Genomic DNA, 13,802 nt, shown 5'->3' with positions numbered 1-13,802 from the left:
GGAGGCCTTATTTTTCAGTCATGGAGTCATGCCTTTGCGGCAAGTATCCTGCCTTGATTGAGCGGCCTTAAAAATGCACATATTGCTCGATAAAAATTTCCCCCAAGGCATGCGGGCTGAAATTCCTCCCAGCCCTCCATTTGGCATAAGCCCATAGATAGCGGCTTAAGGCGCTGCCTTGCACATGTACTGATACAGTGCGTTCACTTCCGCTGCGCTTAAGTCCATCGTTTCAAAATATCCCGGCATTGCAACCGCTTTTTCCATGGCTGTTCCATTGGCCTTAAAGCGCTGGCTAAGAAGGTATGCGCGCGTTTGTGCTGCGCAATTCACCACATGCACTGCCTGGACATAGCCTTTGGGTTCAATCTTTAGAGATGGCACGCCATAGGTATACACATATTTATAGCCAAACTTTTTTAATCCTGCCTGTTCCGGCAACGCCGCTGCTGCCGCAGAATGAATATCCACCAGCGCAGTTCCATACTCATCCTGATAGACGCTGACCCAATGGCCCGTTTTTGGCGCAGCATGCGCATTCGCCGCTGCGCACATCAAAAAAGCGGTGCCCCAGTATGTTTTTTTCATTTGAACGCCTTGGTTTCTTATTGATGTGCCAATTCAGGTTATCGCTTTTTTGGGCTAGCGATCAAACAAAAAACCCTTTGCAGAAGCAAAGGGTTTTTAATTTTTTCAGCAAGTTAGCAGATTAAAACGGAAGGTCATCATCCAAATCTGCTGGAGCAGCCGCTGGCGCTGCTGGAGCTTTAGGCGCAAAACCGCTCGGGTTGTTGTTGGCATAGCCACTGCCCTGATTATTGCCGCCTTGATTGCCATAACCGCTTTGGCTATTGCCGCCCTGATTGCCGTAACCGCCAGATTGGTTATTGTTATAACCGCCTTGCTGGCCATTGTTATTGTTAAAACGCGGCTGCTCAAAGCCTTGGCCTTGCTCACCTTGCGGGCGGCTGCTGTCCAGCATCTGCATCTGTTCACCGCGGATTTCTGTGGTGTAGCGCTCTTGACCGTTTTGGTCGGTCCATTGGCGGGTGCGCAAAGAACCTTCAATGTACACTTTAGAGCCTTTGCGCAGGTACTGCTGCGCAATTTCACCTAAGCGGTTATGCAGCACAATACGGTGCCATTCGGTCTGCTCTTTACGCTCACCTGTACTTTTATCTGTCCAAGAATCGCTGGTTGCAATCGAGAACTGAGTCAGCGAACCGCCGTTCGGGAAAGTTTTTGTTTCTGGATCTCGGCCTAATGTACCGACTAAAATAACTTTATTTACACCGCGCATCTGATGTTTACATCCTATCTATTTCTATTATTTACTTTATAAGAGTTATGCTTAAATGGCTACCTCTTTCCCGAACAAGTGCGTTAAATGTTGTCGCGCAGCATCATCGATTTGCTGCTTGTCCACTTTAACATAGGCCACCTGCTGGTCAGACATCACCACGACCTCTTCAATACCACGAATCGCTAAAAGCTGAGAAGTCCATTCATCTGTTTGTTTTGCCTCAGGCAAGCGCAAAACCAGTGAAGACAGATAGCGCGGCTGCGCCAAGCCGAAACTGATCAGCAGCCAAATGACCGCAATCGCGGTTAAAATGCTCCAGCCCATTGCCGTATTGTTCAACAGCAGCAGCTGTCCGCCGATCATACCGCCAAAAAATGCGCCCAAAAATTGCGCGCTGGCGTTTACGCCCATAGCGGTGGCTTTAGACTGGATCGGCGCAGCTTTAGACAGCCACGACGGCAGCAGCGCCTCCATGACATTAAAGGCAATAAAGAACAGGCCTAAACCCGTCAGCAGCACATATTTCGACTCATAGCCGAAAATCAGCACCGCCAGCCCCAAAATAATGCCGCCAATCGCGATGAGGAAAATGCCGCGCATTTTGCGGTATTTTTCCGCCAGAATAATGCTCGGAAAGGCAAAAAACAGGCTGATTACCAGTAAGGGCAGGTACACCAGGCCATGGCTGGATAAAGGAATTTTGGCGAAATCAATCAGCTGAGACGGCACATAGATAAACATTGCCGTCAGCAGCAGGTGCAGTGAAAATACCGATACATGCAGGCGGTTGAGATTGCCCATTTTCAGCACTTGCTTCAGCTGGGTCAGGTAGCCTTGCTGATAATTCCGGTGATGGCGGGTGACTTTTGGCACCAGCAGCAGCATGGAAATCGCGGCCAAGCCCATAATGGTTGTCACCCAGAATAAACCAGAAATTCCCACAAGACCTGTCAGCCAAGGCCCGAGGCTAAATGCTACGACAAAAGAAAGGCCAATGCTCATGCCCATAACGGCCATGGCTTTGGTGCGCTGTTCTTCACGGGTCACATCAGCCAAGAGCGCCATCACCACCGCAGAAACGGCGCCGCCGCCCGCAATCGCGCGGCCTATAATCACCCCGTAAATCGTCTCAGACATGGCCGCAATCGCGCCGCCCAATGCAAACAGCAGCAGGCCGATCACCACCAAAGGCTTCCGGCTGTAGCGGTCAGCAATCAGGCTGAAAGGAATTTGTAAAATTGCCTGAGTTAAGCCGTACACGCCTACCGCCAGACCAATCAGCGCAGGTGTCGCGTATTGATAAGACTGCCCTGCCACGGAAAATACAGGAATAATCATGAACAGGCCCAACATGCGCAATGCAAAAATACTGCTTAGGGCAAAAGTTGAGCGGCGTTCTAAAGCATTCATCATATCAATAAGCGTAAATTAAAGGGGAAACAGATGGGGATATCCTACATCATTCCGGCTGCCGGTGCTGATGTATTCATGCACTCACCCTGCAATAAAAAAGGGCGCAATTTATGCACCCTTAGATTGTATCCCGTCTTTATGAAGTGAAAATTAACGGTGCTGTTCCTGGCGCTTCTTGTATTGAATGGATGCAATCACCGCCCACACAATAAATGCCACACCGATTAAGCCTGTCACCACTTCCGGCACGTGCACGCCTGTGCCGCTGGCCAGCATGATGAATGCTAAAGCGCCAATCGCATAATGCGCGCCATGCTCAAGGAAAATGTATGCATCCAATGTGCCTTTTTCGACCAGATAAATGGTCATTGAGCGCACAAACATGGCGCCAATGGCAAGGCCCAGCATAATGATGACCACATCCGAGGTAATTGCAAATGCGCCAATCACGCCGTCAAAACTGAATGAAGCATCTAGCACTTCTAAATACAGGAAACCGCCGATGCCGGCCTTGACGACGCCTGTGGTCGCGCCGCTGGCATCATGCGCCACCGCATTGCCTTCTTCATCAATTTCCGGTTCACCGCCCAGCAAATGGCTCAGCACCTGTACGCCAATATAAATCACAATGCCCCATATGCCCGCCAGCGTCACCACTAAGCGCTTCGCTTCTTCGACATTCGCTGCCATGATCAGCAGCGCAATCAGCGCCAAGAAAGCAGACATCGCCGGCACATTGGCCAGATTGGACAAACGCGCTTCCAGCCACTTAAACCAATGGGTATCCTTGCCTTCATCCAGAAAAAAGTTCAGGAATACCAGCATCAGGAATGCGCCGCCAAAGGCGGCAATTTCCGCATGATGCGCCATCAGCTTTTCTGAATAGTGAATCGGGTCATTCAAGGCCATTTTTACCACTTCCAGCATGCCCATATCCGCAGTGACTGCAACAATCACAATCGGGAAAATCAGGCGCATGCCGAAAACCGCAATCACAATGCCGACGGTTAAAAAGATCATTTTCCAGAAATGATCCCAGCCGCGGAGCACCGAAGCATTGACGACGGCATTGTCAAACGACAGCGATACTTCCATCACCGCCAAGATTGCGGTAATCGTCAGTGCGGTAATCATGGCCTGTATGCCGGCGTTTGGCCCATGGGTGAACCCCCAATACGCGGCGATGCCCAGACACACGACCGTAAAGATGATAGAGAAACCAAAATGTTTCATCATGACAAATCGACCTATGAATTTATTGAAAGATGGGAAATTGGGTAAAACTTAAAGAAAAGTGTTTAAGATTTAATGTGCGCAATTATGACTGCTTTTATCAGCGATGCCAAAACACTTCGTGTGATTTTCTTGCATGGATGAAGGCTTTCCCGCTTAACTGCGGAACAGCCTGATTTTTTCAAATGTTTTTATTGCAGAAAAAATAACAAGGCTCTTGTTGATCAGCCCTTTGCGGCAAACACAAGAGATAAAGCCCAAACGCGCCTTTCATGGCTCAGGCGCGATGCGCATGATTTATGTTCTGCGGTACCAGCCTAAATAAATCCCCATGGCCAGCACCACCAGCAGAATCATCCAGCGGGCTTCGCGAAATGAAGACCGCGCTTCCGCTTTGGCTTCTGCGGTATCAGCATGATATTGCGATTTAAACATCGGATCCAGATTGGCAAGCGCGGTCAAATCTTTGGGCTTTTCCCCCTCTCCCATCATGATATAAAGCCCCTTGACGTCCATATCCTGCAAAGGCCCCAATTCAATAGAAAGGCCGGCGGCCTGGGTGTTATATTCAGGCACCCAGTCTTCCACCCTTGCATAAACATGCGCCTGATCAGCATTAAAGACGGGCGCTTCTTCAATTTTTTTACCCGTCTGATCCTGAATCATTTCAGCCAGGTCTTGGAACTGGGTCAGTGAATATTGCTTTTTTTTGGCCAGATTAATCCCTTCAAGCGCATATTGATCCAGCTTTTTCGCAGGCGCGGCCTTAAATAAAATGCCCTGAGGAATGACTTTAAAGCCAAGCGCCGTATTGTCAGGCGCTTGATTGGCTTGAACCACCATATATACCGCAGACCAGACTTGCGCATTCGGCGCAACTGCAGGCGCTGCAGCTGTATACGCCTGCTTTTCAGACGGATTGATAAACTGCTCAAAGGCCAGAATTTTGGTATCTGCCGCACAGGCCGCAGCGCTCATGATTGTTCCCGCAAAAAACGGCAATATTTTATTGAACATATTCGTATGCTTATAATCTTTATAAAGTTTAATTTTTAAGCATTATATGCAAAAACGGCCCTTTGAAGTCTAGCTTTTATTCAATCAAGTCATTGGAAAAAATATACTTTTCCTCATTTTCATCCAGTTTTTTGGATCATATGCAGAGGTGGCAGAACTCAAAATTGCTGCCAAGCATAAATCAGCACCGCAGCGGCCGCCGCCCAGCCTAAGCCGGCCGCGCCAAGGCAGCCCCATAAAGACAGGCGTTCGGCCAGCAGATAAACCAGCAGCAGATAGATAAAGTAGGGGATTAAAGACCACATGCCAAACAGCGCTGTTTGCCGCAGCGCCTCCGCCCCCTTCTCTTGCGCGACAATCACATGGGCAATGAGGGCAAACGTGGGGAACAGCGGCACTAATCCAGCGATATAAAATACCCTGCTCTTTGAAAAGAAGGCAATCACCAAGACTGCAGCAGCGCCCAGCAGGCTTTTTAAAAATAAGGACAGCATTGACCCGTTCTCCAGCCGATGCAGAGCGTCCGCATGCAGGCTGACTGTTGATTTAGACTTAAGATGTCATCGCACAGGGCTTTGAATCTGTTTATGACTTGCATAGCCGGTTGCTTTCGAATTGCCGCTTTTGCTCAAGCGCCAGCGTTTTAAAATCCTGCTGGATTTTTTGATCCGAAGCTGTCATCAGGTGCTGATTGGCTTCAATGATGGCCAGCATGCGCGCATAGTGTTCAGGAATCTGTACGCAGCTCAGCTTTTTTTCATCCGCCTCAGAGGAGGCTTGCCCCAGCTGAACAATCAAGCGATCAATGGTTTCACTTTCCGCATTCAGCGCTTTCGTGGCCTCTGCCACAGTAGGGTATTTTTCCGCCTGTGCTTTCTGCGCATTTGGCGCTTTGCTGCAGGCCGTTAATGCCAGCAGCGTTGCCGCGGCCAAAAGCGCGGTACAATTCATTCTTAAATTCATGTGCTGTCCTTAATGCAGGGCTCAACAATTTATGCTTTTGCTGCCCCGCCTGCCGAAGGCGCTTAGTTTAGCAGGCTTCTCCGCCGCTGAGCCAATACCGAAGCCAGGGTAGATTGAAGCAATCCTGCCTTTTTCTCATAATATGAACATGAAATTCGAGGTTTTTTACACTTGAACATTTTTCATGCGCTATCATATATAACCTTCCATTTGCAGCAAACTGAGATGTTTTTATGAGCCAAAGCCACATCCGTATTCGAGGCGCACGCACCCATAACTTAAAAAATGTGTCCCTTGATATTCCACGCGACAGGTTTGTGGTGATTACGGGGCTTTCCGGTTCAGGAAAATCATCTTTAGCCTTTGACACCCTATATGCCGAAGGACAGCGCCGTTATGTGGAATCTCTGTCCGCCTATGCGCGCCAGTTCTTATCGCAAATGGAAAAGCCTGAGGTCGATTCGATTGAAGGCCTCAGTCCCGCCATCGCCATCGAGCAGAAATCCACCAGCCACAACCCGCGTTCTACCGTCGGCACCATCACTGAAATTTACGACTATCTGCGCCTGCTGTATGCCCGCGTCGGTACGCCGTACTGTCCGGAACATGACCTGCCGATGGTGGCGCAAACGGTTTCAGAAATGGTAGATGCAGTCAAAGGGCTGGAAGAAGGTACGGCCCTGATGCTGCTGGCGCCCGTGGTGCGGGAACGCAAAGGCGAATACAGCGCACTGTTTGAACAGCTGCAGAGCCAGGGTTTTGTCCGCGCGCGCGTGGATGGCGAAATTATGGAAATTGATCCGCCGCCGGAACTGGACAAAAAGAAAAAGCACAGCATTGAAGTGGTGGTGGACCGCTTTAAAGTCCGTGAGGATTTAGGCAACCGGATTGCCGAAAGTTTTGAAACGGCGCTGCGCCTTGGCGGCGACATTGCTATTTTGTCGTGGATGAAAGGCGAACAGGCTGACCGCGTGTTTTCCGCCAAGCACTCCTGCCCTAAATGTGACCGCGCAGTGGCTGAACTGGAACCGCGCCTGTTTTCTTTCAACAATCCCTTTGGCGCCTGCCCAGTCTGTGACGGATTGGGAACACGCAGCCATTTCAGCGCAGACAAGCTGATTCCGAATAATGCGCTGAGCATCAGTGAAGGCGCCATCCGCGGCTGGGACAGGCAGCGTCCGTATTATTACAGCATGATCCAAAAAGTGGCGGATCATTACGGCTTTGCATTGGAAACGCCGTGGAATGAGCTGGATGCCGAGACCAAAAAGAAATTCCTGTACGGCACCGGCAAAGAAAAAATTGACCTGAGCTATATTGATGAACGCGGCCGCCGCCACAGCCGTGTACAGCCGTTTGAAGGTATTTTGCCGCATTTGGAGCGCCGCTACCGCGAGACGGAGTCCAATTATGTGCGGGAAGATTTGGCGCAATATTTATCCAATGCCGCCTGTGATGCCTGCGATGGTTCTCGCCTGAATGAAATTTCGCGCAATGTCAAAATCTTAGACAAGACCATCGCGCAAATTACCAAAATGTCGATTGGCGATGCCGAAGAATATTATCAGCATGTGCAGCTGGAAGGCGCAAAGGGTGAAATTGGCGACAAGATTTTTAAGGAAATCCGTGAACGCCTGCATTTTTTGGTATCCGTTGGCCTGAATTATTTAAGCCTGTCGCGTTCTGCTGAGACCCTGTCTGGCGGTGAAGCGCAGCGGATCCGTCTCGCTTCACAGATTGGCGCTGGCCTAATGGGCGTAATGTATGTGCTGGATGAACCGTCGATTGGCCTGCATCAGCGTGACAACGACCGCCTGCTGGAAACCTTGGTGCGCCTGCGTGACCTGGGCAATACGGTTTTGGTGGTTGAGCATGATGAAGATGCCATCCGTGCCGCCGATCATATTATTGATATTGGCCCTGGCGCAGGCATTCATGGCGGTTATGTGATTGCTGAAGGCACCTATGAAGAAATTCTAGCCAATCCGGACTCTCTGACAGGCCAATATTTATCGGGCAAGTTAAAAATTGAAGTGCCGAAAAACCGTGTGCAGCCGCCAAAACCAGATGAACAAATCAAACTGATGGGCGCAACGGGCCATAACCTGAAAAATGTTGATTTGACTATTCCTTTGGGCGTTATGACTTGCGTCACCGGCGTTTCAGGTTCAGGAAAATCGACACTGATTAACCGCACGTTGCTGCCCTTAGCGGCCACCCAATTGAATGGCGCGACTACGCTGACAGCAGAAAAATTTGATTCGATTGATGGCCTGCAGTTCCTTGATAAAGTCGTGGATATTGACCAAAGCCCGATTGGCCGAACCCCGCGCTCCAACCCTGCAACCTATACAGGTTTATTTACTCCCATCCGTGAATTATTTGCACAGACGCAGGAAGCCAAAGCCCGCGGCTACGCGGCTGGCCGTTTCTCGTTTAACGTAAAAGGCGGACGCTGTGAAGCCTGTGAAGGCGACGGCATGATTAAAGTGGCCATGCACTTCCTGCCGGATATGTATGTGCCTTGCGATTCATGCCACGGCAAGCGCTATAACCGCGAAACGCTGGAAGTGAATTACAAGGGCAGAAATATTTCGGATGTGCTGGAAATGACCGTTGAAGATGCCATGCATTTCTTTGATGCCATTCCAGTGATTCACCGCCGTTTAGAAACCTTGAATCAAGTGGGCTTGGGCTATATCCGTTTGGGGCAATCGGCCACAACCCTGTCTGGCGGTGAAGCGCAGCGGGTGAAACTGGCGCGTGAATTGGCAAAACGCGATACAGGCAAAACACTATATGTATTGGATGAGCCAACCACCGGCCTGCATTTCCATGACATTGCCAAACTTTTGGATATCCTGCATGAGCTGCGCAACAAGGGCAATACCATTGTGGTGATTGAGCATAATCTGGATGTGATTAAAACCGCCGATTGGGTGATTGACCTAGGCCCTGAAGGCGGTGCCGGCGGCGGGATGATTATTGCTGAAGGCACGCCTGAAGAGGTGGTGAAATCGAAGGTTTCACATACAGCGAAGTTCTTGAAGCCGATGTTGAAATGATTTAAAAAGGGCTCATAAGAGCCCTTTTTTATAAATTTTCAGTGAAGTATTTTATATACTGAGCAGGAAATCCTTTGTTGTGACCTTGTTCTTCCAGAATTTCTTTAATCTACATCTGGATATCACGCTTATTATCAAAATTTTGATAATTGTATAAGTCCAATATTACTTCAATGATTACTTTTAAAGAGACTCTTTTAAAATTTTGGGGATATTCATTTAAAATAAAAATCTCTAAATTTTCTTTTGTTAAATGTGCAAGCACTTCATCTGCACCAAATGCTATTTCACCTCGATCAATAAATAAACGAATTATTTTTACAAAATCATCTTGTTGAAAATAAATGGGATTATCTAATAATTTTTTTATATATTTTCTAAACTTATTTTCTTCATTCCCATACCAGTAATGTTTATCAAGTAGTTTATTCCTATTTAAGGTGAATTCATTTTTTAGATAAATTTCTACTAAATCGTCTATATGCTTAATTTCTTCCATTTCATTAAATTCAGCAAGAATAGAACAATAAAACGTAATATTATCTATAGTCTCAAATTTAATGATTTCCTTTATCTCATTTGATAGCTTTTTAGAAAATTCAGAATCAATATCATAAGCCTTATATTGTTGCATAAGTCTTTCAATGTTTTCTTTAGCCTTTTGATAGTTCTCATCGAGCAATTCAGATGTTACCAACTCTTTCAATAAACTAAAATCCAGTTCACCTACTTGATCAAACCACTTCCTAAATTCAGTGAGCCATTCATCAGAGTGAATAAAATTGTACGAAATCGTCCGCAGAGCTTCATAAGTTTTAATTTTGCGCTCAGACCAATTTATTTGCTTCTCTTCTAAAAACCAGTTTGATATTTTCCCATTGAAATTCATATTTATCGCCAAAATCAGCAATAAAATAACCCTGTAGAATTCTGATTAAAATTATTTTTTTAGTTGAATAAGCAACTTCTTCAGGCAACTGCTCTCTAAATGCCTGATAAAGCTTGATCACCTTTTGAAAAAATCTAAAATTATGTATTTCTAATTCATCTGCAAAATTCACCATTAAGTCCACTAATGACTCATCAATATCTTTTGTATTTTCGCGAATCAAAGGCTCAACAGATGTAATTTTTATGGTTTCATCGATCAACTTTTCTTTATATTCAGCATATTTTTTCTTATTTTCACCTTCAGCTTTATCTTCATCTAAGATCAAAATAATCTGACAGTTTTTCTCCAATTTAAGCTGGTTTGCCAAACCCATAACATCTTTAATATCAAGTTTGTTTGACATCCGCTCAAAATCATCAAAGCAAATGACTGCTTCTTTCACCTGATTAAACATCAAACTATCAAAAACCTTCGCTGATGCACTAATACCAAACTGTGAAATTCTTGTATCTTTTAAAATTGATGGTAATCCGCGAATCCATCGAGGAACTTCCAACGCTGAATGGTTATTTTCAATATTACTATATATGTGAGTTTTCAAATCACTTAGTGACTCTAAGCCAAATAAAGAAACGTATACATATTTATTTTTTAACTTATAGCTTTCTCTAAATTTATTCCAAAAGAAAGTTTTTCCTACACCCCAGCAACCTGTGATTGCAATTGCGATTTTTTTATTTTCATTTTTTCTAAAAATTTCTTCTAACCGTTGTTCTTGAGCCTGATTCATTTTCTTGAAATATTAATAACTTATATCCTTTATAACTTTTAAAAATTATAAATTCAATCACATAACCAGCGACATGGATGTCGCGCGTTTGACTGGGGCATATAGACATGCCAAATCAAAAACTAATTCGAAACCGTATTCTTGCCTTTCGCCTTCGCCCGAAACAAAGCCTCATCCGCGCGCGCCAGCAACGCCATCCAGCTGGCTGCCCCTACAGCAACCCCGGCACTGATAGAGACATTGACCTGCCCAAATTCTTCACTCTGAAAAAGCTCTGAAGCCAAAACGGTTCTGCGGATTTTTTCCGCAATCCTTAACGCCGTGTCCAAGCTGATATCTTCAATCAATACTAAAAACTCATCACCGCCATAGCGCACCAGCAAATCAGAGGACCGCATGCAGCTTTTCAAGCTTTCAGCGATAGACTGAATCACCAAATCGCCAGCAATATGGCCCAGACTATCGTTTACCTGCTTAAAGTTATCGATATCAATCAGCATCAAACAGGTTTTTTTAAACTGGCTTGGCTGTTTTTCCAGCAGCTTAATATACTCATCCAGTGCAAAACGGTTTGCGACGCCTGTCAGCGAATCCGAATGCGCAATATGCTTCAATTGAAATTCAAATGCTTCGCGCTGCTGCAGCCGAGCCTGCAACCGGCTAATCGCATCAAAAATACTGGCATCCGCTTTGGCTTTTTTCTCAGGAATACGCGCTTTATTTTCTGCATGCGCAAGATTGAACAGTTGCTCCCGCGCCAGAATCAACGGCCCAAACACCCATTTCTTGGCATAAATCATGGTCAATAACACTGTCAGCAAAGAGACCAAAACCATCAAAATGGCATAAATAAATTCTTTTTGAGCATCCTGCTGTCTTGCATACGCCGTACTGATGCTGGTTTCTAAAATATAATTCTGCAAATCTACAACGGTGGTATATTTTCCAACCATCTCCCGAGTCAATTCTGGGCCGCTCTTGCTGAAAGGCCGGCCTTTTAAACTGTCTTCCATTAAGCTGCTGACAATCGGCAGGCCCTGATTCAAAAATTGATCTTTAACCTGCCGATAAAGCCGGTTAAATTGATCATTTTTCGCATAATCAGGCTGAATGACGCCGACCAGCTGCCACAGATATTGGGTCTGGCGCTGGGTCTGCATGGACCGCCCAAGATTTTCATCAGATATGCGCTCATTAAACGTGACCGCAGCCATGATATTGGATGCGGAGCGCCCCGCCTGATCACGCAAGTCGGCCAGCAATAAAATTAAAATATAGTAGTTGGATAAGGCATCATCTTTCGATTTTGCATTGCGGACGATATCCTGCAGCGCTTCATAACAGGGGTCCCATGCATGGAACATGGCCACAATAGCATCATCCATCTGGCGCATTTCACGCTGCGCATAGGGAATTGCAATATAGCCGTCAACGGCCTTTCGCCCTTTCATTAATGCCGGCAAAAAATGCTGCCGCAGCCCTTGCGCTATGTCGTGCTGACCGGTTTTTTCCAGCATTTGAATAGTGGATTGAATTTGGACATCAACTTCAGCGCGATATTTTTTTAATGCCTCATAATGCTGCCGCACATCTTTTGGCGAACTAGACATGGCATTATTGGCGGGCGCGCGTTCTTTCGAAATTTTATTGGCAAGTTCCGCCACCATTTTTAAGCTTTGAATTTCCTGCAGCGCTTCGGCGCTTTTTTGATAGCTGCGGTTGCTGCTCACAATCAGCGGCAAACCGATTAAAGACACAGACAGGACAATGACAAGCATCGCTATCCATAAACGGCTGCTGATATGTTCTGAACGCAAAGCATTTATAGCGATGTCTTAGATCTCTCACGCAATGATTTAGTGCCCTGATTGATTCAAGGCAAAGAAAATCCACTGTTAGGCGCGGCATTCTCTTTGACTGTTTATTTCAGTTCAAATAAATGCAAGCCTTTCCCCAAGTGCCCGTTGCTCAGTATATTCAATTACTTTAGAAAAATACATTTTGTACAAAATATTTTTTATTTTAAATTTCATAAAGATACAAAAAAATAGATTATTTTTAAATCAAGCATTAATTCAATTATTTACACATGCAACAATTTGGTGCATAATGCACAGCATTAGGGCATTTTAAAATCATCCTCAGCAGTAATTTTAAATTTCCCGCACATTTTGGCGAGAAAATCCCAGTTTTGAATAGGAACTGGGATTTTTTTTGCCTATTTCATTCTCAATCATTCACTTCTGCTGAAATTATTGCACTATATTGGCGCACAACCTTACAAACAAGCTTCCGCTGGTGCATTTTTAAAAATTTCTCACCAAATTGATTAGTTTTACTCAATTATCTTAAATTTCAGGCAAAAAAAAGCCCAACCTTGGGGAAAGCTGGGCGGATAAAACAAAAAATTGTGGAGAATCAGTCAGGGATCACAAAAAAAGCAATCAAGCTGATCTAATAAGCACATTATGTGATATTTCGCCAAATAAGTAAAGCCTAGGATGACCGTCGGGATTAATTCCTGCTGAAAAGCATTGAAAGATGAACGCAAGTTCATCCTATTTTCAAAATCTGCCGATCATTGGGAATTTTTAGCCTCTTTATTCTGTTAAAATAAATTAATAAAATCATATATTTAAAAAATACTGTTTAACTTTTTAATTTTTCCTAACATCATTATTGCAGCATCAAATTTTTTAAGCTGCAAAAACACCATCAACACGGTCCATTTTGATGCTGATGCAGTAACAGGCGCATTTACCCTTTCTAAAAACTCAAAAACTTGAAATTCCTTCAATCCAGCTGCTCTTGTGTATGGCAGAGCATAGACCGCTGGCTAGAAAGGCTTTTCCCAATGCGGAAGCTCTGGCTTTATTGATAAGCATGGCTGCAGATCTGGATGCGGCAAGCATGTGAATGGCGCAATGTTCTAATTCTCGGCAAAGCCTTTCTGCTACTAAAAGAAGCATTTTGAGCCTGCATTGCTTTATTTCAGCTTATAAACAGCTGTGAGCAGGCCTGCACTTTCAGTAAATTTACCGATCAATAAATAAAATTGATCGAATATAACAATTAAATTATTTTTTGAATCGGCAAAAACACAGAAAATATTTAACATATTTCACT

Annotated in this window: 12 protein-coding genes; 1 reads left to right on the top strand and 11 read right to left on the bottom strand. The window is 45.3% G+C overall.

Translation table 11 applies throughout. The features are described from left to right. Positions 1-165: 165 nt before the first annotated feature. The 7 genes from JZ784_RS10080 to JZ784_RS10050 form a co-directional block, all read right to left on the bottom strand. On the bottom strand, positions 166-588 hold the full coding sequence (locus JZ784_RS10080) for a hypothetical protein (protein WP_346314785.1): 423 nt from the start codon (positions 586-588) through the stop codon (positions 166-168). Positions 589-709: 121 nt separating this feature from the next. Next, the gene (gene ssb / locus JZ784_RS10075) at positions 710-1,300 is read right to left on the bottom strand and encodes a single-stranded DNA-binding protein (protein WP_346314784.1); all 591 of its coding nucleotides are present in this window, start codon (positions 1,298-1,300) and stop codon (positions 710-712) included. Between the two features lie 51 nt (positions 1,301-1,351). Beyond that, positions 1,352-2,716, bottom strand: a complete 1,365-nt coding sequence (locus JZ784_RS10070; protein WP_346314783.1) for an MFS transporter — start codon at positions 2,714-2,716, stop codon at positions 1,352-1,354. Between the two features lie 150 nt (positions 2,717-2,866). Further along, entirely contained in the window at positions 2,867-3,952 is a 1,086-nt protein-coding gene (locus JZ784_RS10065) for a DUF475 domain-containing protein (RefSeq protein WP_005006825.1), read from the bottom strand. Between the two features lie 294 nt (positions 3,953-4,246). After that, the gene (locus tag JZ784_RS10060) at positions 4,247-4,966 is read right to left on the bottom strand and encodes a hypothetical protein (RefSeq protein ID WP_346314782.1); all 720 of its coding nucleotides are present in this window, start codon (positions 4,964-4,966) and stop codon (positions 4,247-4,249) included. 158 nt (positions 4,967-5,124) lie between these two features. Next, a complete protein-coding gene (locus JZ784_RS10055; protein WP_346314781.1) occupies positions 5,125-5,460 on the bottom strand; it encodes a GlpM family protein in 336 nt (111 codons plus the stop codon). A 91-nt stretch (positions 5,461-5,551) separates the two neighbouring features. Beyond that, positions 5,552-5,929: a hypothetical protein gene (locus JZ784_RS10050; RefSeq protein WP_346314780.1), complete on the bottom strand. Its 378-nt coding sequence runs from the start codon at positions 5,927-5,929 to the stop codon at positions 5,552-5,554. 233 nt (positions 5,930-6,162) lie between these two features. Between JZ784_RS10050 and uvrA the strand changes: the two genes are divergently transcribed. After that, positions 6,163-8,994, top strand: a complete 2,832-nt coding sequence (uvrA, locus tag JZ784_RS10045; protein WP_346314779.1) for an excinuclease ABC subunit UvrA — start codon at positions 6,163-6,165, stop codon at positions 8,992-8,994. A gap of 109 nt (positions 8,995-9,103) precedes the next feature. Here uvrA and JZ784_RS10040 read toward each other — a convergent pair whose 3' ends face one another. The 4 genes from JZ784_RS10040 to JZ784_RS10025 all read right to left on the bottom strand — a co-directional run bounded on the left by JZ784_RS10040 (position 9,104) and on the right by JZ784_RS10025 (position 13,473). After that, positions 9,104-9,883 (bottom strand): hypothetical protein, encoded by a 780-nt coding sequence (locus tag JZ784_RS10040; protein WP_346314778.1) that lies wholly within the window; start codon positions 9,881-9,883, stop codon positions 9,104-9,106. Further along, positions 9,822-10,676 carry a P-loop NTPase fold protein gene (locus JZ784_RS10035; protein ID WP_346314777.1) on the bottom strand — a complete coding sequence of 285 codons (855 nt, stop codon included), beginning with the start codon at positions 10,674-10,676 and terminating at the stop codon, positions 9,822-9,824. The genes JZ784_RS10040 and JZ784_RS10035 overlap by 62 nt, the downstream gene beginning before the upstream one ends. Positions 10,677-10,798: 122 nt before the next feature. Next, positions 10,799-12,502: a GGDEF domain-containing protein gene (locus JZ784_RS10030; protein WP_346315039.1), complete on the bottom strand. Its 1,704-nt coding sequence runs from the start codon at positions 12,500-12,502 to the stop codon at positions 10,799-10,801. An 809-nt stretch (positions 12,503-13,311) separates the two neighbouring features. Continuing rightward, on the bottom strand, positions 13,312-13,473 hold the full coding sequence (locus JZ784_RS10025) for a hypothetical protein (protein WP_346314776.1): 162 nt from the start codon (positions 13,471-13,473) through the stop codon (positions 13,312-13,314). Between the last annotated feature and the right edge of the window lie 329 nt (positions 13,474-13,802).

The sequence above is a fragment of the Acinetobacter sp. CWB-B33 genome (assembly GCF_039655955.1).
GTDB classification, from domain to species: domain Bacteria; phylum Pseudomonadota; class Gammaproteobacteria; order Pseudomonadales; family Moraxellaceae; genus Acinetobacter; species Acinetobacter bouvetii.
This window is presented reverse-complemented; position numbering and strand designations above follow the sequence as displayed.